At 47.5% G+C, this 25,690-nt stretch carries 25 protein-coding genes; 19 read left to right on the top strand and 6 right to left on the bottom strand.

Annotation, left to right across the window (positions count from 1 at the left end; genetic code table 11):
- Positions 1-75: 75 nt before the first annotated feature.
- A complete protein-coding gene (locus IY568_RS25435; protein WP_416365165.1) occupies positions 76-228 on the bottom strand; it encodes an IS3 family transposase in 153 nt (50 codons plus the stop codon).
- A gap of 809 nt (positions 229-1,037) precedes the next feature.
- Here IY568_RS25435 and IY568_RS10220 point away from each other — a divergent pair.
- The 16 genes from IY568_RS10220 (at position 1,038) to IY568_RS10295 (ending at position 19,182) form a co-directional block, all read left to right on the top strand.
- A complete protein-coding gene (locus tag IY568_RS10220) occupies positions 1,038-1,742 on the top strand; it encodes a helix-turn-helix domain-containing protein (protein ID WP_194867487.1) in 705 nt (234 codons plus the stop codon).
- A 47-nt stretch (positions 1,743-1,789) separates the two neighbouring features.
- Positions 1,790-2,332 (top strand): cytochrome b, encoded by a 543-nt coding sequence (locus tag IY568_RS10225; RefSeq protein ID WP_194867488.1) that lies wholly within the window; start codon positions 1,790-1,792, stop codon positions 2,330-2,332.
- A gap of 987 nt (positions 2,333-3,319) precedes the next feature.
- Positions 3,320-4,102 (top strand): sporulation protein, encoded by a 783-nt coding sequence (locus IY568_RS10230; protein WP_194867489.1) that lies wholly within the window; start codon positions 3,320-3,322, stop codon positions 4,100-4,102.
- Positions 4,103-4,193: 91 nt separating this feature from the next.
- Positions 4,194-4,640 (top strand): hypothetical protein, encoded by a 447-nt coding sequence (locus IY568_RS10235; protein ID WP_125558835.1) that lies wholly within the window; start codon positions 4,194-4,196, stop codon positions 4,638-4,640.
- Between the two features lie 302 nt (positions 4,641-4,942).
- Positions 4,943-5,887, top strand: coding sequence for a CHAD domain-containing protein (locus tag IY568_RS10240; protein ID WP_194867490.1), 945 nt, complete (start codon positions 4,943-4,945; stop codon positions 5,885-5,887).
- Positions 5,888-5,911: 24 nt separating this feature from the next.
- Positions 5,912-6,811, top strand: a complete 900-nt coding sequence (locus IY568_RS10245; RefSeq protein WP_010383731.1) for a DUF350 domain-containing protein — start codon at positions 5,912-5,914, stop codon at positions 6,809-6,811.
- A 3-nt stretch (positions 6,812-6,814) separates the two neighbouring features.
- Complete coding sequence (locus IY568_RS10250) at positions 6,815-8,551, top strand: polyamine aminopropyltransferase (RefSeq protein ID WP_267251514.1); 1,737 nt, start codon at positions 6,815-6,817, stop codon at positions 8,549-8,551.
- 80 nt (positions 8,552-8,631) lie between these two features.
- Positions 8,632-9,045, top strand: a complete 414-nt coding sequence (locus tag IY568_RS10255; protein WP_138537368.1) for a DUF2170 family protein — start codon at positions 8,632-8,634, stop codon at positions 9,043-9,045.
- A 15-nt stretch (positions 9,046-9,060) separates the two neighbouring features.
- Positions 9,061-9,750: a PspA/IM30 family protein gene (locus IY568_RS10260; RefSeq protein WP_010383728.1), complete on the top strand. Its 690-nt coding sequence runs from the start codon at positions 9,061-9,063 to the stop codon at positions 9,748-9,750.
- Positions 9,751-9,819: 69 nt separating this feature from the next.
- The gene (locus IY568_RS10265; protein ID WP_125558842.1) at positions 9,820-10,458 is read left to right on the top strand and encodes a DUF4178 domain-containing protein; all 639 of its coding nucleotides are present in this window, start codon (positions 9,820-9,822) and stop codon (positions 10,456-10,458) included.
- Positions 10,459-10,511: 53 nt separating this feature from the next.
- On the top strand, positions 10,512-10,781 hold the full coding sequence (locus IY568_RS10270; protein WP_228553276.1) for a hypothetical protein: 270 nt from the start codon (positions 10,512-10,514) through the stop codon (positions 10,779-10,781).
- Positions 10,782-11,472: 691 nt separating this feature from the next.
- Positions 11,473-13,383 (top strand): flavin monoamine oxidase family protein, encoded by a 1,911-nt coding sequence (locus IY568_RS10275; protein ID WP_138537371.1) that lies wholly within the window; start codon positions 11,473-11,475, stop codon positions 13,381-13,383.
- Between the two features lie 331 nt (positions 13,384-13,714).
- Complete coding sequence (locus IY568_RS10280; RefSeq protein ID WP_125558844.1) at positions 13,715-14,404, top strand: DUF3313 family protein; 690 nt, start codon at positions 13,715-13,717, stop codon at positions 14,402-14,404.
- Between the two features lie 12 nt (positions 14,405-14,416).
- Positions 14,417-15,484 carry an efflux RND transporter periplasmic adaptor subunit gene (locus IY568_RS10285; protein WP_228553263.1) on the top strand — a complete coding sequence of 356 codons (1,068 nt, stop codon included), beginning with the start codon at positions 14,417-14,419 and terminating at the stop codon, positions 15,482-15,484.
- The gene (locus IY568_RS10290) at positions 15,481-18,537 is read left to right on the top strand and encodes an efflux RND transporter permease subunit (protein ID WP_138537373.1); all 3,057 of its coding nucleotides are present in this window, start codon (positions 15,481-15,483) and stop codon (positions 18,535-18,537) included. Before IY568_RS10285 ends, IY568_RS10290 begins: the two co-directional genes overlap by 4 nt.
- A 159-nt stretch (positions 18,538-18,696) precedes the next feature.
- On the top strand, positions 18,697-19,182 hold the full coding sequence (locus IY568_RS10295; RefSeq protein WP_194867491.1) for a DUF3016 domain-containing protein: 486 nt from the start codon (positions 18,697-18,699) through the stop codon (positions 19,180-19,182).
- A gap of 27 nt (positions 19,183-19,209) precedes the next feature.
- Here the strand turns inward: IY568_RS10295 and IY568_RS10300 are convergent, their stop codons facing one another.
- Complete coding sequence (locus tag IY568_RS10300) at positions 19,210-19,503, bottom strand: hypothetical protein (protein ID WP_010383718.1); 294 nt, start codon at positions 19,501-19,503, stop codon at positions 19,210-19,212.
- A 72-nt stretch (positions 19,504-19,575) separates the two neighbouring features.
- On the opposite strand from IY568_RS10300, the gene IY568_RS10305 reads away from it, so the two are divergent.
- Positions 19,576-19,773: a hypothetical protein gene (locus IY568_RS10305; RefSeq protein WP_040644570.1), complete on the top strand. Its 198-nt coding sequence runs from the start codon at positions 19,576-19,578 to the stop codon at positions 19,771-19,773.
- Positions 19,774-19,828: 55 nt separating this feature from the next.
- Here IY568_RS10305 and epmB read toward each other — a convergent pair whose 3' ends face one another.
- On the bottom strand, positions 19,829-20,848 hold the full coding sequence (epmB, locus tag IY568_RS10310) for an EF-P beta-lysylation protein EpmB (RefSeq protein WP_194867492.1): 1,020 nt from the start codon (positions 20,846-20,848) through the stop codon (positions 19,829-19,831).
- A gap of 41 nt (positions 20,849-20,889) precedes the next feature.
- Here epmB and efp point away from each other — a divergent pair, with 41 nt between their 5' ends.
- Both efp and epmA read left to right on the top strand, forming a co-directional pair.
- Positions 20,890-21,456, top strand: a complete 567-nt coding sequence (gene efp / locus IY568_RS10315; protein WP_010383714.1) for an elongation factor P — start codon at positions 20,890-20,892, stop codon at positions 21,454-21,456.
- A 104-nt stretch (positions 21,457-21,560) separates the two neighbouring features.
- Positions 21,561-22,559, top strand: a complete 999-nt coding sequence (epmA, locus tag IY568_RS10320) for an elongation factor P--(R)-beta-lysine ligase (RefSeq protein WP_194867493.1) — start codon at positions 21,561-21,563, stop codon at positions 22,557-22,559.
- A 20-nt stretch (positions 22,560-22,579) separates the two neighbouring features.
- Here the strand turns inward: epmA and IY568_RS10325 are convergent, their stop codons facing one another.
- From IY568_RS10325 to IY568_RS10335, 3 genes are all read right to left on the bottom strand, one after another.
- Entirely contained in the window at positions 22,580-23,797 is a 1,218-nt protein-coding gene (locus IY568_RS10325; RefSeq protein ID WP_228553265.1) for a methyl-accepting chemotaxis protein, read from the bottom strand.
- Between the two features lie 120 nt (positions 23,798-23,917).
- On the bottom strand, positions 23,918-24,640 hold the full coding sequence (locus tag IY568_RS10330; protein ID WP_194867494.1) for a glycerophosphodiester phosphodiesterase: 723 nt from the start codon (positions 24,638-24,640) through the stop codon (positions 23,918-23,920).
- Positions 24,637-25,500: a DMT family transporter gene (locus IY568_RS10335; RefSeq protein WP_125558855.1), complete on the bottom strand. Its 864-nt coding sequence runs from the start codon at positions 25,498-25,500 to the stop codon at positions 24,637-24,639. Before IY568_RS10335 ends, IY568_RS10330 begins: the two co-directional genes overlap by 4 nt.
- Positions 25,501-25,690 lie beyond the last annotated feature (190 nt).

Below are 25,690 nucleotides of genomic sequence, written 5' to 3' on the forward strand. Positions count from 1 at the left end.
GCATGTTTCATTGCACCTCAAAGAATTACATTATGTTTTAAAAGTTTAGGGTGTTTTTTAGCTATATCAACCAGGCTACGTGCATATGAGCTGCATAACCTTCATAACGCGCCTGATTTTGAAAAGGCCTGCTTTTATTCCTAGGTCAGCCAGCATTGCCATGATTGTTCGACTGCCCGCTGAGTTCCGGCTTAATGTGAAGAGCTCTTTTATCCTGGCTCGTAACATAAGTTGATCGGTATTGATCGACTTCACTCGATGTTTATAGTCGCAATAACTTGAACGTGGAACATCAAAGGTTTCGCAGATCAACTCAACAGGCTCAAGCTCATTTAACTGGCCTACTATCGAGTATTGTTTTTCTCGTCTGACATCAAGAGAGCTGTAGTCTTTTTTAGTATTGCCTTTTCACGTTCCAAACGATTAATTTTCGCGTCATACTATTGAATCTTATGCTTTTAATGCGTTAGAGCCTCGGGGTGAGGTCTTTCACCACCACGTTCTTGCTTCAGCTGCTGGATCCAGCGCCTCAAAGCCGCTTCATCAATATCCTGAAACCGGCATGCTTCGGGCACTGACTATCCTTTATCGAGTACCAAGGCGGCGGCTTACACCTTAAATTCCTGTGTAAAAGTACGACGCTTTCTGGTTATAGACACTTCTCGTTGAGTGGTAATAACACCACCTAAAAGAGTGTCCGGTTTTATTGAATCACAACACCGATCTTGGCTTACAACTTCAAAAGAATGGTGAATATCATGGACGTGCCCGGACTTATATCTGCAATGAAAACATGAGCTTTTACACAGCCTGTACGTATAGTGGAAGTTCGAACTATGCCTAAAAGAATGTTTTTGAGCGAGAGAATTTGTCGACCTCTACTTAAATACAGTTTGCGTCTATCAATCCCCTACCAGTCAAATATCTTCTCCTATTTAGTGTCTCGAATGGTCTATTTGGCGGCCAATGACGTACGTTTGTCGTAACGCTGTCATACTCTTATTAGCTATAAAAATTAGGTCAGTGAGGTATTTGTGATGCAAGAAGCGGTTAAATCGACGGTGTCGCCAACCAAGCTCAAATCAATGCGTGTTGAAAATGGTTGGTCTCAGGAAAAACTAGCGTCCGTAACAGGTTTGAGTCTGAGGACCATTCAGCGCATTGAAAAAGACGGCAAATGTTCTGTTGAGTCAAAGCTAGCTATAGCGGCCGCCCTAAACATGACGCCATCCGAATTATTACATGATTATCCTGAAAAAGTGGGTGATGGCACGTTTAACTACGGTGGGATGGTTGGGTTGTTAAGTATTGTGGGTTTGTGCAGTTTGCTTGTCGCATGGGAATGGAAGAACCCTGAGATTTTCATCAATCCGATGAATGCATTATTCATTGGTTTGACAGTCTTTGGGTTATCTATGATGAGCAGTGGCTTTCAAGCAACAGTAAATGCGCTTGGCACGGTCGTTTGGATATTCAAACAACCGCAAGATCAACTGCTTGTTCAGGCGCATTTGCCAGTGCTACGACGTGTATTGGTTTATTGCTATACCGCTGGCGTGATTTGGACGTTGACCGAAGTCGTGGAGGCTGGTTATTACGGCAGTCAAGCTTCCAACCAATCAATGTCCCTGAATGACATATTGTTCTCGATGCAAAGCTTGCTGTATGCGGTGATGCTCGCAGAATTTTTAATACGACCGTTGATGAACAGAATAACGTGGTTACTTAGTCGACAACACTAACTGTGGCCGCCGACTGGTTATCAACCTAGTTAACAAGGAGAGCAACATTGAAAATTGATAATCAGGGGTATGGGCAACTAGCGAAAGTGTTTCACTGGGCAAGTGCTTTTTTTATTATTCCAGCAATGGCTATTGGCATCTGGTGGATATGGGTTGACCTTGATACCGACTCTGGATGGGAACAGTTCGAGCAACTCATTGGGTGGCATGCCAACTTTGGCCTAACAGTCATAATATTAATGCTTCCACGCCTTATTTGGAGAGCATTAAATAGTTCCACAACAAGCGCTGATAGTACAGTGCACCTCAAAAAAGTTGCTTTTGCTGCGCATTTCTCTTTATATGCACTGGCGCTTATCACACCCATCAGCGGGTGGCTTGGCTCGGCTTTAGATGGGGTGGCATTCAACTATTTTTCTATCGTAACGATTCCAGCTGTTTTTGGTATGTATCCAGACCTTGCCGCCGTGATGACATCCGTCCACATCTACGCAAGCTATGCACTGATTTTTCTCATCGCATTGCATTTAACGGCGGTTGTATATCACCAATTCTGGTTGAAAGACCGCATCCTTCGAAGAATGACCTAACGTTGTCCGTACAAATCGCGTTATGGTTTCTCACAGTTTTTCAGATCCCACAGTTTTATAGGAGGCTATTCCTATGATTAGGCATCAAATATTCGCGGCTTTTAGGCTTGCGTGTTTCCCGGTGGGTGTCATGTTGGTATCTGCACTCATGTTTGCATCGTCTGTGAATGCGTCTGTGCAACTGACTGGGACGTGTGAAGATATGATCTGTTCAATAAACTGTAACTCCCCCATAAAACTGCAACAATTTTTGAGTGGAATTGCCATTAACAAAAGAGGGGTGTTTTTGCTAAAGCTGTCATAGGTCGTCGAAAAGACCACAGCCCAGTTCCAGACTACGCCGAAATAAATTGTATATACGTAACTCCAACATCTGTAACGTTGACATATAGCAAAGGAATAAAGCTTAAAGAGCTTAGTGAAACCTTAAATTCTCAACAAGCTTGGTGGGCATTGTAAGTACAATTCACTTTTAGGGGGGTCATATCTGCTGGTTTATTTTACTTAAAAATCATATAGTTGAGAGCTGTTGGGCGGCATGGCGTAATTCCCCTCAGTTTGTAATGCTTTAAAAAACCCGGCTTTGCCGGGTTTTTCACGTTATGCATGTAAGATTCCCTAGTGAATATAAATGCGGTGATGAGAGGGTGAAGAAAATGCTGATCTTCAATGTGCGATATCTCTGATTAAATAGGTGCAAATCGATTTATTCTAAAATTATATTTATATAAATAAATTAATAACTGGAGTGTGGGAGTAAAGCTGGGTCGTTTAATTCCCATCTTAATTTTCATAAGTTGCTGTATTCTTGTTGGTATTTTATCAATGTTAGGTGTAATTGACGTGATTAATTAGCATTTGTTGGTCCGAGTATTTTTGTTGAAAAATTTCTGAAATAAAACATAGGTTGACGATTTTATATTCGTTTCTATAATCGAAGCTGAAAACCCTCACTGATAGAGGGGAATAAGATCAATAAGGATGAATATGTCTTTTTTCAAAAAAGCACTTGGCGCTGTGGGTATTGGCGCAGCAAAAGTAGACACGTTGTTAGATCACCATCAGGTTGCTCCTGGCGAGGAAATTTCCGGCACAGTTAAAATTAATGGAGGTAAAGTTGCTCAGGAGATCAACAAAATCGATCTCAAAGTGATGTGTACTTACACCATTGAAAGAGAAAACAATGAAGGTGAGTCGGAAACGGTCACTAAGCAACACACCCTAGCCAAGTTTCGTATTAATGAGCGTTTTACCATTGAGCCTGGTGATGAAAAACATATTCCCTTTGCATTCGATTTAGACCTGGAAACGCCTATCACCGTCGGTGAGTCTCAAACCTGGATTGCCACCAATCTGGACATCGACATGGCGCTGGATAAGTCCGACCGAGATTATATCCGCGTTGTTCCCACCGAGCTGCAACAAGCCGTTATCGATAGCATGGAAGAACTGGGTTTCAAATTGTATGAATCAGACTGTGAAGGTATTGAAGAGGCTTCCTTCTCTCGCTTGCCATTCGTACAGGAGCTGGAATTCAAAACTTTTGCCGGCGAATTTCATGGCCGTTTTGATGAAGTAGAGATTGTCTTTTTCAATCGAGGCAGTCAGCTGGAAGTCATTGTTGAAATTGATCGCAAAGCTCGGGGCTTCAAAGGCTTTTTTGCCGAAGCACTCGATTTAGATGAATCGAAAGCCCGCCTGGTTATCGACGAAGATAGTCTGGAGGACCTGGAAGATCTGATTTATGACCTGCTCGAGGACAATTGCTAACGGACAGGTTTTATTGCCAGGCCTGCGGCATACAACACGGCAGTTATGCCGCAGGCACTTAACTATTTTATAGACAATTATAAGGACGATAATGAAAGCACTCACTTCTTTGCTAACTATCCCGGCGTTATTACTACTTGCTGCATGTGGCAGCGACTCACAACAGACAGAATTACCTCAATGTGACGATGAGGATGTGATGGAATTGGTCCATGATATCGTCAAAGATGAAGTCAAATCACAGTTGTTTGATGTGATGCTGGCACAAGCTGGTAAATCTGGCGAAATCACATATGAGCGTGCGGTTGAAGTGAAGGGCCGTTCAACCGAGCTGGCAACGGTGCTGGATGCTGTCGATGAGGCGGTTGAGCAACAAGATTTGCGATATTCTGAGATTGCTCAGTCTTCAGAGGACACTGCATTACAAAAAGTTTGGTGTAGTGCCAATATGATGAGTCCGGGCGCCGAAAAGCCAGCAATCATCAATTATACCGCATTATATTCAGGCGATGATGTAGAGGTGTTGGTCACTTTCTAGGTTGCTATACGGACTATCGCTGTGGGCAAGATTACGCTGCCCACATGCTATGTCTGCGAGATTTGCTTCGCGTTATATGAGACGAGAGAAGTGTTTTATCGTCGATATATTACATTTTCGTCTCTCGCATTTTGTCACCATTTTAATATGACCAATCAAGAGTATGGCCCACTAGAATAGGTTTTATCGGCATCCGGGATATGTTGTTTATTGCCTGAGCTAATTTTGTCGCTTGGTTATCCATCGCAATTATGTAGAATAGAAAATCTGAATTCGTATCAAGGTAGATTAGGTGACAATGAATGTCCGATTTTAAAGTTTGGAAACTGATAAGTCTGCTCTGTATCATGTTTTTAATGGTCGGGTGTGAGTCGAAAGAGGAACGCATCCAGCAGACAATTACCCACTCACTTCAGGACGCGTCCCGTGCCATCAATACCTTAGGTGATGCGCTGGATAAAAACCAAGTGCGCAATGCTAACCTCCTGGTTGAATATGGCAATGTGCTGGGCCAGCAAAATCCGCAACTGAACAATATTGCTCAGCTGATTGCACAGGATGCAACCAGTGGTGGTCCTTTGTACCAGAGCTTACTTTCTCGCTATCAGGCGCTGAAATCTCCCCAACCGGGCATGAGCAGTCATGAGATCATCGAACAGGCAATTTTGCTCAAAGAAGCCGCTTCTTTGAGTCTGTTTAATGATGCACTGACTGATCCCATTAACGTACTCGCCGATATGTCCAATGGGACGCTGGCTCGGGTTGGTGCCATTAGTCAGTCTGCAGAGCAGGCTGCCAGTAATGGTCAACCCGCTGTAGGGAACCAACTGGTTGGTAATGCCAACTATGGCGAATGGCAGACCAACTCTAATGGCACCAGTTTCTGGATGTGGTATGGCATGTACCGGATGCTGGGTGATTTGGTGGGAGATGTTGAATATGACAGCTGGAGCAAGCGCCGTAAATACAGCTATTACAGCGACTATGGCCGTAAACGCTACACCAGTTATCAGGGCTATAAACGTCAAAGCGCAATAGAGCAGCGTACGCGACAATCTTATCAGCGGCAGGGACGACAATTTACCAGTCCTTATGCGAAAAGAAAGGCGGGCGCTTCGGGTCTTAGCCGTGCCAGTCATACCCCATCAGCAGTATCGCGAAGCAGCTACTCGAGAGCTAAGTCGAGCTCGGGCTCAATTCGCAATAGTTCAAACCGGACCTCTCGCGGCGTGAGCCGGGGCAAGTAGCGCATCAGATAGCGGAGTTAACACATGTATCAATTTAACGGATTAACAGCCTGGACATTACAGGCACTTCTCATCGATATGGCGGTGATCATTGCCCTGTTCGTGAGTTTAAAATATATCAAAGGGTGGGTGTCCAACCTGCATGCCAATGATGAAATTACCGAGCGGGATAATTTCGCCTTTGGTCTAAGCTTTGCCGGTGGCCTGACCGGACTGGCCATTGTATTGACGGGGATCACCAGTGGTGCCTTTGCCAGCACACTGACCCAGGAGGCGATGCAAATGGCGGGTTATGGCCTGGTTGGTATTGTACTGATCAAGCTTGGCCACTTTTTTCAGGATAAAGTGGCACTGCGTAAAGTCGATCTGCACAGCGAAATCATCAAAGGCAACATCACCTCAGCCCTGATTGATTTTGGTCATGTGGTCAGTGTTGCCATCGTGATCCGCTCAGCGTTACTCTGGGTGCTGACTGAAGGCTGGTACGGCTTGCCAATCGTGGTCGTCGCCTTTGTCATTGGCAATGTGTGTATGTTGCTGGTGAGTCAATATCGTGTGCAACTGTTCAAGCGTACTAATCGTAATGGCGATTGTCTGCAACAAGCTATCCTGGATAACAATGTTGCGGTCGGGATCCGTTATGCCGGATTTCTCATTGGGGCTGCATTGGCGCTCACTGCGGCGTCTGGTCTGGCACCCTATGTTGCCGATAACATGGCGAGTAGCCTGATTTACTGGAGTATTGCTGCACTGGGCAGTATCGTGTTGTTTGCTTTGTTGCATCTGGTGATGATCAAGGTGATCCTGGCGGGCACAGATATTTCTGATGAAGTTAATCGTCAAAAGAACATTGGTGTGGCAACCATCTCTGCGGCTGTCTCTTTTGCTGTGGGTGTAACCATGGCCACCTTGTTAGGTGCGTAATTCTTGAGTGTATCGGTACCGCCAAATCAATCTAAAGTGACCGGCAGCATGTCGCTGTTTGGTCACGATGTGTTACTGATCGGTGTTATGGCCATTCTGGCTGGCTGTGGTCTGATCTATGAATACTTACTGTCGCATTACGCAGGCAGGGTGCTTGGCTCGGTGGAAAGCGCCATCTATGCCATGATTGGCACTATGATAGTGGCCATGGGGATTGGGGCATTTTTAGCTCGTTGGTTGAAAGATCCTTTCACTGCCTTTGCCTGGCTGGAGAGTGTGATTGCGTTATTAGGCATGAGCAGTATTTTAATCATAGCCAGTATTATTGCCCTGACCTACACCTTACCACACACGCTCTCTACGCTTTATAATCTGCCGCCTGATAGCATACTCGATGGCAGGCCCCTCCAGCTGCTACAGGATTTTGCCCGCTTTTTACCTTATATATTTGGGCTTATTCTCGGCATTTTGATTGGCATGGAAATTCCATTAATTGCGCGTATTCGTCAGCAGGTATACGGTCGATTTTTAGAAAATAATGCGGGCACCATTTATGGCGCTGACTATATCGGAGCTGGGGTAGGTGCTGCTATCTGGGTGACAATCATGCTGGCATTACCGATCATGCAAGCTGCTGCCTGGACGGCGTTATTTAATATCGTGGCCGGACTGATTTTTTTATGGCGTTACTTTGCGTTTGTACGCTTCGCCAAATTATTACTGATCTGTCATCTCTTATTATTGGGCATCTTTGCGGTCATCTTGCACCAGGGCAGCGGATGGATGAAAGATCTTAGCAATGTGTTATACAAAGACAAAGTGATTTATTCAGAGTCAACTAAGTATCAGCATGTGGTGATCACAGAGCGCCTCAGCCGGACGCAGTCGGCGCCCATCAATGATTTATTTTTAAATGGCCGTTTACAGTTCTCATCAATAGACGAGCAAATCTATCATACTATGTTGGTCTATCCGGCTATGCTGGCATCAAACCGGCACGACAAGGTGTTGATCATTGGTGGAGGAGACGGTTTGGCGCTGCGTGATGTACTTAAGTGGCCAGTGCACAGTGCCACCCTGATCGATCTGGATGGTCAGTTACTGTCGCTATTTGGCCTGCAGGGGCAGGAATTTGAATCACGCCCAGAGATCACGGCCAAGCTTGTTCAGCTGAACCACAACGCACTGAATGATCCCAGGGCAGAAGTCATTGTGGCAGATGCTTTTTTGGAAATCGAAAGCATGCTGGATCGGGGTCTGCAGTTCGATACCATCATCATTGATCTGCCGGACCCCAATCACCCGGATTTGAACAAACTGTATAGTGACTACTTCTATAATCATGTCAGGCAACTACTCGCACCGGATGGGGCGCTGGCTATCCAGTCTACTTCTCCCTATCACGCTAAAAATGCCTTTATCAGCATTGCAAAAACGGTAAAACAGGCTGGATTTAGCCATGTTGAACAATATCAGCAGAATATTCCTTCATTTGGTCAGTGGGGATGGACCATCGCTACCCCCACCGGTCAGCCAGCCAGTGCAAGAATTGCAGCAGTTGAAGCATTACCGGTTGCCAGTAACTGGGTCAGCAAAAAATATTTACTGTCCTCTTTTGTTTTTCCAAATCACTTTTTTGACAGGAATAAAGAGATTGAGGTCAATCGCTTAGGAACTGGCGTACTGTATGATTACTATCGTCAGGCATGGCAAACGGAAGATGAGTTGTATAAAAATTAACGCAACAGTGTTGACATATTATGTCGCACATGCAAATCTTAACTCAGACATAATATGTCAAAACGAAAAGGTAAAGAAAGATGGAATTAAACGAGTTATCAATCAAATTGGCATCATTTGAAACTGAAGGTGCTAACTTCGAATCCTTCCTGATCGCGAATGAAGGTGAACAGGATGTATTACAAGTGATTGTTGAGGGAAATGACGAATTACCGATCTTTGTCACTCAGACCGAAGAGCAGTTAGTGTGTATCAGCTATCTGTTTAATGAAAATGAAGTGAAGCCTGAGTTATTGAACGAGTTAAATGAAGCATTGTTAAAACTCAATGTGCCGATCCCTTTGAGTGCGTTTGCTAAAATTGATGCACAGTACGCTATCTTTGGTGCACTGGCAGTTTCCTCCTCCATCGATGAGATAACGCACGAACTGGTCACGTTGGCAGACAATGCCATTGAAGCCCTGGATGCTGTGACTGTGTATTTAAAAGATTAATAGTGGAGAAGTGAGATGAGTATCTTAAAGAAATTATTTACCGCAGTGCGTGGTGGTGCCCGTGAAGTGGGTGAGTCGATTGTCGATGCTAATGGTATCCGTATTTTTGAGCAAGAAATTGCTGATGCGAAAAACGCACTGGCGAAAGCCAAGAAAAGCCTGACTGAAGTGATGGCGAAAGAAATGCAAACCAAGCGTAAGTTGGCGGCACTGGACGAGAGCATTGCCGAGCATGAAGATTATGCAGGTCAGGCATTGCAACAGGGCAATGAGGCACTGGCGGTAGAAATTGCCGAGAAAATTGGTGAATTTGAAACAGAGAAAGAAGAGCATCAGCAAGTGCTGGATGGCTTTACTAAGCATGTTATTCTGCTTAAGCAGCAGGTGAAGGATGCAGAAAAGTCGATCAAAGAAAACCAACGCCAACTGACGATGGTGAAAACCACAGAAAGCGTGCAAAAGGCCACCATGGCAGTAAACAGCACACTCAACACCAATGAGTCGTCTATGGTAAATGCACGTCAGTCTCTGGAGCGTATTAAGCAACGTCAGCTGGACAGACAAGATCAGTTGGCCGCAGCCAAAGAGCTCGAAGCTGCTGAAACTGGTGCTGACCTGAAAGCCAAGATGGCGGAAGCTGGTATAGGTACAACCCAAAAGAGCAATGATATTCTGGATCGCATTAAGGCTAAACAAGCAAAGTAATGCGGCCGAAGTGAAAAAAGGAGGCCTGGCCTCCTTTTTTGCTTGCTCTAGTTTTTTAAAAGGTGAGTTATGTTTGGTTTTTTCAAATCTAAAAAGGCTCCTGAGCGTCAGCTTGATCATGCCCGCGATTTACGAGTCGGTGATATGCTGACGGTGATAGATTCATTTGCTTATCCTGACTGGCTAAAAGGCCAGACACTCAAGGTCATCGCAGTGCAGACATATCAATACCAGCACAGTGCTGACTATGAATTTGTGCTTGAATCAGAATCTGGTAGAGCGGTTTTTTTGCAGATTGAGCAGGATGATGGTGAAGAGTTTGCTAACTTTTCGGTGAAGATCCAGCGCGATGATGTGGATGCGATTTTTACCCTCGATGAGTTTGCCCGGATCTTCGATGAAGAATCCCTGACACAGCTCGAAACACACACAAAGCCGGCCGCTTTTGAGCGCTTCCTGGGGCAGAGCTACCAGCAAAGTGAAGCCCCTTATGTTGCTTATTATTATGAACAGGACTATCGTGGCCAGACATTGCCACGTTATCAGGACGAAAGTGGCGCCGTCTGTGAGGTGATAGAACTGATATCGCCTGACGAGAAACACAGTATCAATATTGAGGTCTGGGACGGAGGTGAGACGGAAGTTTCCCTGACGATTACCCGACCGCTCAGTGATATTGTGGAGTTGTTTCCCGGAGCAAGCTCGTGACAGATAAACAAGCCAAATGGCAGCGTCAGGAACGGGCGCTGCGGGCCACCCAAATGGCCTTTGATTTAACGACAGAAGTTCAGAAAAGTTTGAAAAAGCAGGCGATAGATGAAGAGTTAACGCCGTCGGATATGATCCGCAAGATTCTGGATTTAGAAGTTAAATCGAAAAAAACCAGGCAACGTCTGTCGTTTAATCTCACCGATGAAGAAATTGCTTTATTGGCTCAGCGTTTTGGCGTTGACCCGGACGATAAGCGTGCGGTTAAGCAGCAGGTCGCCAGTTTACTGATCAACCGCTATACAGACGCACAGGGCACTTAGCCTAAACGCGTCTGGGCTGATTTGTTGTGTTGCTATGTTTGATGCGTCAAAGGTTTGCCTGCTGTGCTTTGATGACGCAGTGAGTAAAAACAAACACGGCCACAAACTGCAGGACACCGAAAAAGGCATGGCAGGCTCTGATAGCAGGCAGGAGTCATGCATAAATAGGCCAGGATAAATTCCATTCTATACAGTGACACAACCAGCGTTCTCATCAACAGACCCAACAAAACCACAACCACCAGGGCGTATTAGCCAAACTCAATATCCTTGCCTGAAGGGGCTGCACGATAACGCGCAATGCAAATTCCATTTTTAATCGGTTAATTTGATAGGTTTTTCAATCTTGGCTGATATAGATATGGCCAATTTGGGCGGGCTATAGTGACAAATGGCCAATTTTAAATAGCATCATTCATATTGTTGGTCGTCGCTGGTGGCAAGTTATTCTCCTGTTGAGTGAGCAGAACTGAGCGGACTGGACTAGAGTTACTAAGCCGTGATCGCTACTAGGTCTTTAGCAATATGTCAGCCTGAGCGACACGGCTAGTCACCCTTACTGGAGTCTGTGGGTAGTAGGGATAAATTATTTTTCCAGACCTCCAGGTCGGCTCTCAATGGAGCGACAGTGTAACCTTGCCATTGTGTGTATCGAGTTGGCCTGGAGCAGGTGTTTATTAAGGAGCAACTCATGGCAGAACACCAATCACGCGCACGTTTTTTTCAACAGCACCCCAAAGCCAGAGCCCATGCTGCGCTCGACGACGCGACCAATCAGCAGCTTAAAGTCACACCGGGTCCGGTGACCCTGACCAAACACAAATATCAGGGCAAGAAAGCGGTGATCATTGGCGCGGGTGTATCCGGCCTGACAACGGCCTACGAATTGTTAGCGCAACAGTCGGGTATGGAAGTAACGGTACTGGAAGCACAAAACCGCACCGGGGGGCGTTGTTTGAGCCTGCGCACTGGGGATACCTTAATTGAAGATGTTGACAGTCAGTTGTTTCATTCTAAACCCGGACAGCCACAGGTGGTGCGTTTTGACCGACCTCAGGGTGATGCAGAACCTTATCTCAATGCAGGTCCTGGTCGCATTCCCTCCAGCCACAAACGTCTGCTGTCTTATCTGAAGCAATTCAGTGTGGATGTGGAAGTCTATGTCATGAACAGCGAGTCGAACTTAGTGCAGATGTCAGACAGCTTTGCGGGTTTGCCGCTGGTTTATCGTCGTCTTGATCACAATACCCGGGGGTGGCTGGCTCAGATGGTGTTTGAAAATGCTGAGCAGCTGATCAAAACCACTGAATGTGGCGTGGGCACACAGGATATTGAGCGTCGTGCCCAGCAATTGAGGGAGTTAATGATCAGTTTTGGTGAGCTGGTACCCAGTGGTCCCAATGAGGGGAAATACGTTGTGACGGCGGGTGAAGATGGCATGGAAAATGGCCGCTCTCGTGCGGGCTACACTGAATTGCCAGGCGTTGATGCCGGAACGATTGCGGAGCCTTTGAGTTTCGACAGCTTACTTGGCTCCGAGTTTTGGGACAAAACACGTTTTTATCAGCCTGTTGATTTCCTCTGGCAGTCGACGCTGTTTCAGCCGGTCGGCGGGATGGATCAGGTGCAGCATGCCTTTGCCCAGCAAGTCGCTACTCTGGGTGGCACCATTTTGTTGAACAGTCCGGTAAAACAGATTGACTGGGATGCATCGCGTCAGCAGTTTGCGATTTCTATCGCGAAAGTAGGTACTGACGATCTTGACGTTGTGTATGCGGATTACTGCTTCAGCAACATGGCCATGCCTTTCTTGAAAGAGATCTTGTCAGAAACGCTCCAGGATCCAAATAGCCAGGTGGGCCTCAACAGCGAATTTAAATCTGCATTACAGGCTGTCTATCAGTCTCAGTTTGTCGATGATCATGGCGGCTACAAGGCTAAGTTCCTGGCATGTACGACCAAAGTGGGTTGGCAGGCAGATCGTTATTTATGGCAGGGTAGTCAGGTTAAAGAAGTGCATGATGATTGTGCGAACGTTGACGTGTTGAGTGTGCCGGACTCTGAAATTGGTGTAGTGCCTATCTTTGGCGGGATCTCCTGGACGGACAACGATATTACACAGATCTGGTATCCCTCCACGGCCTACCATGATCAAAAAGGCGTACTCACCGGAGCCTATAACTTCTCTGAAATTGCTTATGAGTGGGGTAAGTTACCGGTGCAGGCGCGTCTGGACAAAGCGCGTGAAGGTGCGAAGTTATTCGGTCAGGCATTTGGTGATGGTCTGGAGCATGGTCTGGCGATTGCCTGGCAAAATATGCCATATATCAAAGGTGGCTGGGCCCAGTGGCATGTGGTCGGCGATCAGGCTGTACACCATTTCAACGTATTGGCGCAGGGCAGTGCAGTGAAAGCGGCAGACGGCAGTGAAACACAACCCAACTTCTTCATTGTTGGTGATCAGCTTTCGTCTTTACCTGGTTGGCAGGAGGGGGCTATTGCCGCGGCACTAAATGCGCTTAATCGCATGGAGCGCCCGGATTTAGCGATCCCGCATCTGGCATGTTTACCAGATACGCGTTTGATTGTTGAAGGCGTTTAACTCGCATTCCAATCCATAATATGGATGCGCGAGCCTTAGGTGGGAGGAGACTCAGGGTCCCGGACTTTGGGTTCGCGCTTTGTGAATTGCAAGAGCTGGGGACAACAAAAATGACTAAAGGCTGTGCCATATCATTCGTCCCCAGATAAGGAAAAGTGGCGTGGTAATTTGAACCATTATTGGTAATTGTTGCCACACACTGGCAAAAGGCTGCTATTTTTAAAAGAGGCTCATGACCCAGCTGTGAAAACATCATTTAACACCTTAGATCAGACTGTTGCGCGGGACTGATGTATTAAGTACAGACTGAATATCAAACGGAGACTTGGCGATGCGTCACATTGCGATCTGGGCTATCCTGGCCCTGTTCATTACCGGTTGCGCCAGCACCCAGCAGACAACACGCTCAGGGTTTTTACCCGATTATCAGCGTTTAAAACCCTCTGATACGTATCCCGATACCGCGTTGTACGTATCGGAACAGCTTAAAAATGGTGCTTTGAAACAGATACGCACCATTTACCTGCCACATTTTGAAGTATGGCTGCAACTCAATGACGAAGCCAAAGTTTCGCTCAGCCCGGCAGATGTGGCCAAATTAAGTATCTATATGCAGGCCCAGCTGCAACAAAAGCTCTCTGTGCATTATCAGGTTTTGCTTGAGCAGCCACAGGTGCTTGGTCCGGATGTACTGACGATCCGCGGTGCGTTTACGCAAATTGAATTTGCACCGAGTGAAATGGAAGTACGCGACTTTATTCCGGTTCGCCTGGTATATAGCGCCGGCAAAAGTGCCTATCTGATGGCAACCGAACAGTCAGAGGTTGTGACATCTGTGTCACTGGAGAGCATGTTTTATTTGGGGGACAGTCAGGAACCTGTTCTGATGATGTCTGCCCACAAAGCGGTAGAGTCAGTCGTAAAGCAAAATGGCGATGAAAATGCCCAGGCTGTAAAAGCCGTACTCGACGTCTGGATAGATAATTTTGTTACAGCAATCAGTAAATCAAAAACGATATAGTGGTGATCACCTATGATAAGAAAGCACACCTTCCTTTTAGCCGGCGTTATGGCGACTGTTCTGTCCGCGTGCTCTGAGCCACAGACCACGGCTGATAAAGCACCACAATTGCGGCCAGTGAGAACGATCGAGCTCAGTGTTAATAATTTTGGGCCGCTTCAGGAATTTCCGGCTGTGGTTGATGCAGCCAGCACCGCTGATCTGTCGTTCAAAGTGTCTGGAGAATTGACGCACTTGAATGTAAAACAAGGCCAGGAAGTGACGCAAGGAGATGTGATAGCAAAGGTAGATGATACCGACTACAAACTAGCGGTGGAGGAAGCGCAAGCGGCTTTTGAAAAAGCAGAAGCCGATTTTAAGCGGGGTGAGCAACTGATTGTGACCGGGACCATCAGTCAGTCAGATTATGATCTGCTTAAATCGCAATTTGCCAGTGCCAAAACGAAGCTGGCCAATGCCAGAAACAACCTGAACTATACCCAGCTCAGGGCGTCATTCTCGGGGATTGTTGCGCGCACACATGTTGAACAATTCGAAGAAGTGCAGGCCAAGCAAGTCGTGGCGACTTTACAGGACATAGAGCATATTAATCTGAAGGTAAATGTACCGGAAAGTATTATGATCCACGTCAGCAAAGACACACCGAAGCAGGTATTTGCAGAATTTGCGGCGATAGAAGGCAAGCGCTTTGAACTGACTTTTGTAGAGGTCAGTACCCAGGCCGATGAGGTGACAAAAACCTATGAGGTCACGCTCGGCATGTTACCTCCTCCCGGATATAACATTTTGCCGGGAATGACGGCCAAAGTCATGGCCAGTGCACCCAGTGAAGCGTTATCCCGCCTCTATTTGCCTTTATCTACGGTGCTGAAAGACGACAAAGGCCACTATGTGTGGACGGTTACCTCGCTCGGTGACGGCAAAGGTAAAGTGACCAAAACGCCGGTGCAGATTGGAGAGGTCTCTTCGCTGGGCTTCCCGGTGATCTCCGGTGTGACAGCAGGCACACACGTGGTGACCGCAGGTATGAGTAAAGTGACCGATCAGCAGGTTGTGAAATTCCAGGGAGGTCGTGAGTGAACATCACCCGATTAGCATTAGAGAATAATCGCACAACCTGGGTTTTGATTTTTGCCCTGGTGTTTTTCGGCATCGTGGCGTTCAATAAGATGCCTAAAGACTATGATCCTGGCTTTATTATCAGAACCGCACAGGTTGTTACTTACTTTCCCGGTGCAAGCCCGCAGCGGGTTGAAGAACTGGTAACCGACAAAATTGAAAAGGTGGTACAGCAAATTCCGGAGTTGGACTTTGTTAAAAGTACTTCTAAAACCGGTGTTTCGATCGTCAGTGTTAATATCAAAGAAAGCTACAAGGAAATGCGGCCTATCTGGGATAATTTACGCCGCAAGATTGAAACCGTCGAAAATGACCTCCCCAGCGATGCGCAAAAACCCATAGTAAACGACGAATTTGGCGATGTGTTTGGCGTTGTCATCGGGCTGACTGCGGAGGGTTACTCCTATCGTGAGATGGAAGAAGTGGCCGAGCAGGTCAGAGATGAGCTGCTGAGGTTGCCGGAAGCCGCAAAAGTCGACATTTTCGGTGCACAGGAGCAGCGCGTCTTCATTGAATTTGAAAATGCCAAACTAGCATCACTCGGGATTTCGCCCGGACAACTGAAAGATCAACTGGCAGCGCGCAATATTGTTAATCCAGGCGGCTCCATTTTTATTGATGATGAAACCTTGGCGCTTGAGCCCAGTGGTAACTTTGAATCGGTGGAAGACATTGCCGGTACCATCATTAATATCACAGGGTCAGAGCAGGTGATCCTGCTCAGTGATATCGCCCGGGTGTACCGCGATTATGTCGACCCAGCAAAGGTTAAAGTGCGAGTGGCAGACAAAGAGGGGATGACGATTGCCATTTCCATGCGCCACGGCGGTAATAACCTGCTGTTGGGTGAGCAAGTACTCGATGCGATCCATTATCTTGAATCTGTTTACCCGATAGGGGTGGACTTTAAGCTACTGTCATTTCTACCGCGAGAGGTTGAGCAAAAGGTTGATGATTTTGTGTCGAACCTGATCCAGGCGGTACTGGTGGTGACCGTGGTGATGCTGTTCAGCTTGGGCTTGCGAACTGGGTTGATAGTCGCCAGCCTGATCCCAATGAGCATGGTATTCGGCATACTGGCGATGTCCTTTTTTGACATCAGCATCGATCAGATCTCGCTGGCTGCGCTGATCATTGCGCTGGGCATGCTGGTTGATAACGGGATTGTGATGTCAGAAAGCATCATGGTGCAGATGGAACGAGGCAAGTCCGCGGTTGATGCTGCGGTTGACTCGGCAGATGAGCTAAAAGTGCCGCTGCTGGTGTCTTCGTTGACCACAGGTGCTGCGTTTTTACCGATTTTTCTGGCAGAATCCGCCACGGGAGAATACACCGCATCCCTGTTCAAAGTGGTGACTATTACCTTATTGTGCTCCTGGTTACTGGCAATGACTATGATCCCCATGCTGTGTGTGCTGTTTACTCGGGTTAAATCCCAAGCCGCCAATTACGATGCAGGTATCTATTTAACTTATAAACAGATCCTGATGGGGCTGATTAAGCATCGTTGGATGACACTTGCCGGGTGTGTATTGATGTTTTTCCTGGCATTGCAGGGATTACAGTTGGTGCCTAAGTTGTTTTTCCCGCCCTCAGACCGAGACTACTTTAAAGTCGAATTGGAGCTACCCATTGGCACACGCCTGAGTGCGACTGAAGCTATGGTTAAAGATATGGAAGCCTTCTTACTGCGCGACCTCAAAGTCAACGAAACACGCGAACAAGGGGTCACCGATTGGGTGTCGTATGTGGGTAATGGTGGTCCCAGGTTCCTGCTGACGCATACGCCGGAACCGGCCAGCTCAAACTATGCGTTGATGATAGTCTCGACCACCTCATATCGGCATATTGATGAGCTCATGGCAAAAATCGAGACATATGCATTACAGCGTCATCCCGATTTGCTCATCAAGCAGCGTAAGATAGAAAACGGCTCACCCATCGATAACCCGGTTGAAGTACGCTTATCTGGCAGTGATATCGACGTGCTGACGGGACTGGTCAATGAGCTTAAAGCACAAATGCGCAACACACCGGGATTGAAAGCCGTGAGTGACGATTGGGGTTTGCCAATCAAGAAATTACAGATCAAAATCAATCAGACGCGCGCGCGGCGTGCGGGTGTCTCCAGTAAAGACATAGCAAGTTCACTGCAAACCGGTCTCAGTGGTCTGGAGCTTACCCGTTATCGCGAAGGGGATGAGCTTATTCCGGTCACTTTGCGTTCGGTGGCTGCTGACAGACAGGATATCGGTAAGCTGGAAGCCATGGTGGTGTATTCTCAGGCTTCGGGTAAATCGGTGCCGCTGAAGCAGGTAGCTGATATTGAAGTGGTGTGGGAGAATGCCCAGATCTTGCGGCGCGACCGCCTGAAGTCGGTCACGGTGGGCGCTCAGCTGGACGGTATCACCGCTGATGAAGGCTTTTCTAAACTTAAACCCTGGCTGGAGGAGCAACAAAAATCCTGGCCGTTTGGTTACAGCTATGAGCTGGGTGGTGAAGCCGAATCTTCTGGTAAAGCGAATCAGTCTATCGCTGAGAAAATGCCAATAGCAGTCTTCATTATCGTGATTTTGTTGGTCGGTCAGTTCAATTCATTGCGTAAGTCGGCCATTGTGCTGACAACGGTTCCTCTGGGCTTTATTGGGGTGGTTGCCGGGTTGCTGATTGGGCAGTCATTTTTTGGCTTTATGACCTTACTGGGGATCATCTCATTGGCAGGCATTGTGATTAACAACGCCATTGTATTACTGGAGCGGATTAAGTACGAGTTGGATCAGGGAGACGACCCGGTCCTGGCGATTATTCAGGCCGCGCAACAGCGCATGCGTCCTATTTTGCTTACCACAGCCACGACTGTATTGGGTCTGGTGCCGCTTTACCTGGGTGGTGGAGAAATGTGGGAGCCTATGGCACTGGCCATTATGGGGGGCTTGTTGTTTTCAACTATACTGACATTAGGCGTTGTGCCCGTGTTATATGCGCTGTTGTATCGCATTTCGGTGAAGTCGTAACGCACGAGATAGATACCAGTCCGCTAAAGTCAGTGGATTGGTATCAATTTGTCGTCAAATGTTACCTTTCATTGCGCGTTCAGCAAAAAATGCAGACTATTTAGAGGTTGAATGTATCAATGCGACCGCAGATGGGTTGGCAATCGTGAGGAGAAGACCATGAAATGTTTACATGTAATTACGCTAGTTTGCTTGAGTCCGTTGGCTGCGCTGGCAGGAGAAGCGAATGTCACGTGGCGAGACTTTAATGATTATCGTGATGTGGTACCGGCCAATGAAAGTAAAGCGGGCTATCACAAACGGATTGCCTCACAATTTGAAAAACACCTAAGTAAGTTGATGGCCAAGGCACCTGATGGCTACCAGCTAAATATCACTTTTGATGATATTGATCTGGCGGGTGATGTGCGCTTCAACATGCATGATATTCGTATCGTGAAGCCCATTTTCTTCCCACTCCTTAAGATAAGCTATACGCTGACCGATAATAACGGCGCGGTTGTGGCACAGGCGCAGGAGAAGGTGCTGAAAGATCTGTCTTTTATGGATCGGGTGAGAACGGGACGAGACAGTGAGTTTTACTACGACAAACGACTGCTAAGTGCGTGGTACAAAAATGAGATTGCGGCAAAAGAGCAAGGATGATGCTGCCATTGCCGAACTTACATGCACTTACTTGAAAGTCGCAAGTAATTGGATCAGCTGTTGTAGCTTGAAGACTGCCTTTTTCAGTTGCGCCTCGTCTAGCTGCTGCGCCTGACCCAATGCTTCGACGTCCGCTGCAACATCAAGCACGTAAGGCTTGAAACGTTTGGCGGCAAAATCAAAGCCGGCGTCTTCAGGAAATAGCGCCTGGAATTTTCCGTGACCTTGCTGCTGTAGTTCGTCTAATTTTTTATCTGCATCAAGTGCTTGACGGTAAACGAGTTTTAGATTTTCATTCAGCTTTTCGATAACGGCTTGCATATTTTTCCTAAAGACTTACGGGAATTGGCCGATATTGTACTTGGATCCATCAATCTTGTCAGGTATAAGCTTATGAATATATCCGGAAGTAACCTACCTGCTATGTCTGGGACGGGGCAAAGCGGCGAAGTAATGAGCGCGCAGCTAGCCAAAAAGCAGCAAAAAGCAGATGGACAAGCCGCCCTGGCCTTAATTGAGTCTGCTGGTAATTCAGCACCAGCAAAATCAACCACGGCCACTATGGGCAACAATATCAACGTCTACGTGTAGGCGCTGATAGATTGCGCCCGACTTGAATATGTAAGCATTTTGCTTATGTGCAGTATCAGGCTGGGCTCAGTCCCAAATCAATCGGCGTCTTACTTGGTTCGCCGCCGATTTCTCTTACCAATTTGGGTACCAAAAACCCGGGGAGCGCTTCGAGCAAGTCATGCATGAGCGAAATAGCGGTTTGCTCCGTCACATCAAAGTGACTCGCACCTTCCACTTTATCCAGCACATGCAGGTAGTAAGGTAATACATCCGCGCTAAATAGCGCTTCACTCAGTGCTTGTTGTGCATCCAGAGTGTCGTTAATTCCTTTCAATAAGACTGCCTGGTTTAACAACATCACCCCAGCGCGTCGCAGCTTTTGCATGGCCGCTGAAAAGTGCACATCTATTTCATTGGCATGATTAATGTGGTTGACCAGCACGGGTTTCAGGCGACTATGACTCAGGGTTTCGCACAGTGTATCTGTCACTCTGGCTGGGATCACCACAGGTAATCGGGTGTGTATTCTCAGGCGTGTCAGATGGGGAATATCACAGAGCTGCTCAAGCAGCCAAGCCAGCATGTCATCTTTGGCCATCAGCGGATCGCCACCACTTAAAATGACCTCATTTATCTCAGGGTGTGCATTCAGATAATCGAAAACTGGCTGCAAAGCGCGCTTGTTGAGCTGATTATCCTGATACGGAAAATGGCGACGAAAGCAGTAACGGCAGTTTACTGCACAGCCGGTTTTCAGCATTAACAGCACTCTGGAACGGTATTTATGTAGTAGCCCGGGCAGCGCAGCCTGCTGTTCGTCGAGCGGATCTTTGTTAAAACCGGCTTTGGCCAGGAATTCCTGATGCTGAGGGAGCACTTGCAGCAGTAAGGGATCCTGTGCATCTCCATAACGCATTTTAGCGATGAAGGGGCGTGGAACTCTTAGTGGAAACAAACGTTTAGCGGCTAAGTCCTGTTCACTAAAATGGTTCTCCAGGCCAACCAGCCTGAGCAACTCATCCGCACTGGTGACGACATTCGCCAATTCTTTTTGCCAGTTAGTCTGCAAATTTACTTCATTTATTTGTATCATTAGCGGGTTTATTACTCGAAATACAAAGATTAGAGGATACGATGGCGAATTATAGCACCAACGAATTCAAGGGCGGCCTAAAAATTATGATCGATGGAGAGCCTTGCTCCATCCTGGAAAATGAAGTGGTCAAGCCCGGTAAGGGCCAGGCGTTTAACCGCGTTAAGATCCGTAAGCTGATCTCAGGTAAAGTTTTAGAGAAAACTTTTAAGTCTGGTGAATCGGTTGAAGGTGCGGACGTCATGGACACAGATCTGGCTTATCTGTATACAGATGGTGAGTTCTGGCACTTTATGAACAACGAAACCTTTGAGCAGATCGCAGCTGATGAAAAAGCATTGGGCGAAGCGGTAAAATGGTTGGTTGAAAACGATGTATGTACTATCACGCTTTGGAACGGTAACCCCATTGCCGTTACTCCACCTAACTTCGTAGAGCTGGAAATCACAGAAACAGATCCTGGCCTGAAAGGCGATACAGCCGGTACCGGTGGTAAGCCTGCGACACTGAGCACAGGTGCTGTGGTACGTGTACCTCTGTTCGTACAGATTGGTGAAGTGATCAAAGTAGATACACGCAGCGGCGAATACGTGAGTCGTGTAAAGTAAGCTTATATACTTTGTGGCCTGGCTGCTCTTAAATCGAGCAGGCCGGGACCTATAAGCCACCTACAGATCCCGGCCCTTGCCGGGATTTTTTGTCTGGAGTTATTATGAGTCATTCAGCGCCTGATCCGGTCTCTGATATTGTTTGGGCACCCAGTGCCAGTATTGATACTTTGCGTCAGCGTGCCGGGATCCTCGCTAAAATTCGCACTTTCTTCGCTGAGCGTGAGGTATTGGAAGTCGAAACCCCCAGTCTGTCACAAGCTTCGGTGACGGATGTACATCTTGCGTCGTTCGCAACCACCTTTGTCGGCCCGGGTCACGCCACTGGCACGCCGTTATATCTGCAAACCTCACCTGAGTTTGCCATGAAGCGCCTGTTAGCGGCGGGCAGTGGCGCAATTTACCAGGTTGGCAAAGCCTTTCGAAATGAAGAATCTGGCCGACATCACAACCCTGAGTTTACGATGCTGGAATGGTATCGACCCGGGTTCGATGAGTTTAGGCTCATGGCGGAAGTCAATGACTTGATGCAGGCCATCCTGGATTGCCCTGAAGCCGAGTCAATGAGCTATCAGCAGGCCTTTATTACGCATCTGGGCCTGGACCCGCTGAGTGCCTCAATGGAGGAATTGAGGCAACTGGCCAGCCAGCGCGGCCATGCGCACGTTGCTGAGCAGGAGCAGCAGCGCGATACGCTGTTGCAATTGCTGTTTTGTATGGAGATTGAACCTTTGATTGGCCAGCAGGCGCCCTGTTTTGTCTACCATTTTCCTGCTTCTCAGGCTGCGCTGGCACAACTCAATGATAAGGATCCCAGAGTCGCTGGTCGGTTTGAACTCTATTATCGTGGTATGGAGTTGGCCAATGGCTTTAACGAGTTAACCGACGGCGTTGAGCAAAGTGCCCGCTTTGATGAAGATAATGCGCAGCGCATAGCGATGGGGCTGGCCCCTGTGGCCAAAGATGCGCGCTTTTTGGCTGCGCTGACACAAGGATTACCGGCCTGCGCCGGCGTTGCATTAGGGGTCGATCGCCTGGTGATGCTGGCGACCGGAAAGAAACAGCTTAAAGAAGTGATAGCATTTGACGTCGACAGGGCGTAAGCCGGGACCTGAGCAGGCCCTCAGACGAAGCGTTTGAGTTCCTGCTGGGTTTGCGTGGAGCGCTGCTGTGCATCCTGACAATCCTGTAATGCTGCATCAATCTGTGATTTGGCGGATTGGCCGAGCTCAACAATGCGGTGTACTGACTCGTGGGTGTGCTGCTGAGTTGATTCAAGCTGATGGACGGCACTGACAATTTCTTCTAACTGGGACTGGTTGCGCTCAAAGTCCTCAGACATATCGGCAAACCCCTGAGAGGTGGTGCGGATGGCCTGTTCTGCAGAGCTGGAATGATCTATCAGTTGTTCTGATTCCTGATGAGTCTCGCCCACTAACACATCCATTTGGTTAATAAAATCACTGATCTGACGGGTGGCATCGTTGACTTTGACCGACAGATTGCGCACTTCATCGGCCACCACGGCAAAACCACGACCCGCTTCTCCAGCCCGAGCTGCTTCAATGGCGGCATTGAGCGCTAACAAGTTGGTCTGATCGGAGAACTCTTCGACCATTTTCAAAATACTGCGAATGTTCTCACTGTTTTCTTTTAATCCGGCAACGGTGGATGAAAAGCTGCCCAACAGGTGGGTAATTTGTTGAACCTCTTTAACCAGGGTACTCAACGATTGTGAAGAGCCACGCACAAAATGCAGACTTTCTGTATTGGCCTGATAAACCTGATCGGTGTTGTGCACTATGCTTTGCAGGCTATGCGTAACCTGATCGCTGGCTGCGATAATGGTGTCGCCCTGATCTATTTGTTGACTACCCAGTAAAGCGGTTTGCTTCATGGAGTCGGTGACCTGCTGATTGCTGCGGTTCGCCGCTTCGGCGCTTTGATAGGTCGCAGCCAGCAACTCGCTCAGATGCTGCGTAAAGGTATTGTATTGCTCGCTGAGGTCACGGAATTCGTCATACGTGAATTGTGGCAGTCTGGCAGTGAGATCGCCGTCCTGACGGTTGATCTGTTCTAGCGTGTCGCGCATAGCCTGTACTGGGCGGACAATCAGGTAGCGCATATAGAAAAAGGTGAAGATAAAGGCGCCAACCGATATCAAAGCCAGTAACCAGAAAACCCCGGTAGAGCCACTGTGCTCAGCCAGTTCACTGTGCAGCCACACTAATGTGATGATTTGAAAAACTAACAAAAACCCCAGATTGCCAAAAATCTTGCGGGTCAGGGTGAAGAACAAAGATTCTTCGATCAAATTATAGATGCGCATGTACAAACTCATATTAGGCTCTTCACTGTGCCGTTTAGCATACAGTATAGAGTAAACCTGGCAGGTGCAACTGTTTACAGGTTAAGCAATTTATTTTAGCAAGCGGCATAATCCAGCATATGGTCAGCTCTGTCAATCGACCTCAGATGTATGGTTGAGTTGTTGTTGCACGACCATTTTTGCGTAACAGGGGTAGTTACTGAATATGCCGTCTACGCCATAATCTAACATTAATTCAATGTCTTTTGCTTTATCGACAGTGTAAGCCAGGACTTTAAGGCCGCGTTGTTTGGCATCCTGAACAAACTCATGGTTAATGAAGTTTTTGTCCATATGGATGCTTTCAGCATGAAGTTGCTGGGCAAACTGAGCAAATGTAAGCGGAATAGAAGCGGTCAGTGCCCCGATCCTGACCCAGGGCAGCTTTTGCTTGAGCCATAACAACTGATGGTGATCAAAAGAGGACAAGAGCAGTTGATGGCGAGCTATCACCCCACGCTGTACATTGTCTTCTATGGTGGCAACAAACTTATCCAGGCTGAAGGTGTGTTTGAGTTCCAGGTTAATAGTGGTTTGTTGGCCGATTGTATACAGCACTTGTTGTAGTGTCGGTACGGGCTCGTTGTTACTGAGTCTTAATAGAGACAGCTGCTCACGACTGGTTTCGTTAACCTTGCCCCGGCCGTTGGTGGTGCGATCCAGCCAGGTATCATGAATGATGGCGTAATCATCCAGACAACTTTGCACATCGAGTTCTATGCCGTCGACGCCCACCTCCAGTGCAGCCTGAATGGCGCTGAGAGAGTTTTCGGGGTAATTTCCACTGGCACCTCGGTGTGCAAAAACCTGGATCATAGCTTATTCCTTGTGATCGACCACGTCTCATAGCAGGCAGCACTGACTACCAGTATGCCTCCTGCCAGCGTGGAGAGTGTTATGGTTTCTGCCAACAGCATATAAGCCAACACGGTCGCATACAAGGGCTGTAAGCAAGAAATCAGCCCCGCGGTAGTGGCTGATAAGTAACGCAAACTGGACGCAAATAGCGCATGGGGGATTGCAGTAAAAATACACCCAGCCAGGACAATCAGGAACAGGTTTTCAGTACTTAAATCGGAGGGGGGCACTTCAACAAAGGCACATAGCATGAGGCTGGCAACCAGGGTCTGATAAAACATGGTGTGTGGCCCGCCGTAACTGGAAAAAAGTTTCTTCTGAAGTAAATTTCTAAGTGCAAAGAGTGCCCCGGAAAACACTCCGGTTGCTATGCCCAAAGTGATTTGATTACCTGGATCGCTGCCCGGCACCAGTAAATAAATACCACACATTACCACCGCCGCTGTAAAGATATCTTTGCGTTTAATGTTACCTTTGAAAAAAAGGGGCTCAAGCAGCACAGTGATCACCGGATATGTAAAAAAGGCAATGACCCCGACAGCTATCCCGGCCATTTGCATCGCAGCAAAGTAAGTCACCCAATGTAGCCCGACACAGACACCCAACAGTACGACAATGGCGTAGTCTTTGGTTTCCCTGAGTTTGAATACACTGCCTTTAAACTTGAGAATGCACGCCAGAGTGATAAAGGCGATGGCGGTGCGATACACAGTGATGTCCAGTGCAGAAAGAGAGATTAACTTGGAAAATAACGCGGTACCACCAAACAGCAGCACTGCCAGATGCAAATTAATGAGGGAGGATTGTTCGGGACGCATAGCGAACTCGGTAAGTTTTTCATCAGCTTATCATGTTAGGCGGTTGTCGCTAAAGCCTTATGACAGCCGAAAAGATGATCCGATACGTTGGATCGGCTTGCTTTAGTGTGATTTTTTAAGCGTAAAGGGTGAGGTGTAATCCCGTGTAATGTCAGATGGATTAGATTTTGCTTCCGGCTAGCATAAAATT

It is taken from the genome of Pseudoalteromonas sp. PPB1, from assembly GCF_015356275.1.
Taxonomy (GTDB): Bacteria; Pseudomonadota; Gammaproteobacteria; order Enterobacterales; family Alteromonadaceae; genus Pseudoalteromonas; species Pseudoalteromonas rubra_D.

Excerpts from the sequence above, each read along its gene's own strand:
- IY568_RS25435 (WP_416365165.1), bottom strand. The coding sequence starts at position 228 with ATGTTACGAGCCAGGATAAAAGAGCTCTTCACATTAAGCCGGAACTCA.
- IY568_RS10220 (WP_194867487.1), top strand. The coding sequence starts at position 1,038 with ATGCAAGAAGCGGTTAAATCGACGGTGTCGCCAACCAAGCTCAAATCA.
- IY568_RS10230 (WP_194867489.1), top strand. The coding sequence starts at position 3,320 with ATGTCTTTTTTCAAAAAAGCACTTGGCGCTGTGGGTATTGGCGCAGCA.
- IY568_RS10235 (WP_125558835.1), top strand. The coding sequence starts at position 4,194 with ATGAAAGCACTCACTTCTTTGCTAACTATCCCGGCGTTATTACTACTT.
- IY568_RS10240 (WP_194867490.1), top strand. The coding sequence starts at position 4,943 with ATGTCCGATTTTAAAGTTTGGAAACTGATAAGTCTGCTCTGTATCATG.
- IY568_RS10245 (WP_010383731.1), top strand. The coding sequence starts at position 5,912 with ATGTATCAATTTAACGGATTAACAGCCTGGACATTACAGGCACTTCTC.
- IY568_RS10255 (WP_138537368.1), top strand. The coding sequence starts at position 8,632 with ATGGAATTAAACGAGTTATCAATCAAATTGGCATCATTTGAAACTGAA.
- IY568_RS10260 (WP_010383728.1), top strand. The coding sequence starts at position 9,061 with ATGAGTATCTTAAAGAAATTATTTACCGCAGTGCGTGGTGGTGCCCGT.
- IY568_RS10265 (WP_125558842.1), top strand. The coding sequence starts at position 9,820 with ATGTTTGGTTTTTTCAAATCTAAAAAGGCTCCTGAGCGTCAGCTTGAT.
- IY568_RS10270 (WP_228553276.1), top strand. The coding sequence starts at position 10,512 with ATGGCCTTTGATTTAACGACAGAAGTTCAGAAAAGTTTGAAAAAGCAG.
- IY568_RS10275 (WP_138537371.1), top strand. The coding sequence starts at position 11,473 with ATGGCAGAACACCAATCACGCGCACGTTTTTTTCAACAGCACCCCAAA.
- IY568_RS10280 (WP_125558844.1), top strand. The coding sequence starts at position 13,715 with ATGCGTCACATTGCGATCTGGGCTATCCTGGCCCTGTTCATTACCGGT.
- IY568_RS10285 (WP_228553263.1), top strand. The coding sequence starts at position 14,417 with ATGATAAGAAAGCACACCTTCCTTTTAGCCGGCGTTATGGCGACTGTT.
- IY568_RS10295 (WP_194867491.1), top strand. The coding sequence starts at position 18,697 with ATGAAATGTTTACATGTAATTACGCTAGTTTGCTTGAGTCCGTTGGCT.
- IY568_RS10300 (WP_010383718.1), bottom strand. The coding sequence starts at position 19,503 with ATGCAAGCCGTTATCGAAAAGCTGAATGAAAATCTAAAACTCGTTTAC.
- IY568_RS10305 (WP_040644570.1), top strand. The coding sequence starts at position 19,576 with ATGAATATATCCGGAAGTAACCTACCTGCTATGTCTGGGACGGGGCAA.
- epmB (WP_194867492.1), bottom strand. The coding sequence starts at position 20,848 with ATGATACAAATAAATGAAGTAAATTTGCAGACTAACTGGCAAAAAGAA.
- efp (WP_010383714.1), top strand. The coding sequence starts at position 20,890 with ATGGCGAATTATAGCACCAACGAATTCAAGGGCGGCCTAAAAATTATG.
- epmA (WP_194867493.1), top strand. The coding sequence starts at position 21,561 with ATGAGTCATTCAGCGCCTGATCCGGTCTCTGATATTGTTTGGGCACCC.
- IY568_RS10325 (WP_228553265.1), bottom strand. The coding sequence starts at position 23,797 with ATGAGTTTGTACATGCGCATCTATAATTTGATCGAAGAATCTTTGTTC.
- IY568_RS10330 (WP_194867494.1), bottom strand. The coding sequence starts at position 24,640 with ATGATCCAGGTTTTTGCACACCGAGGTGCCAGTGGAAATTACCCCGAA.
- IY568_RS10335 (WP_125558855.1), bottom strand. The coding sequence starts at position 25,500 with ATGCGTCCCGAACAATCCTCCCTCATTAATTTGCATCTGGCAGTGCTG.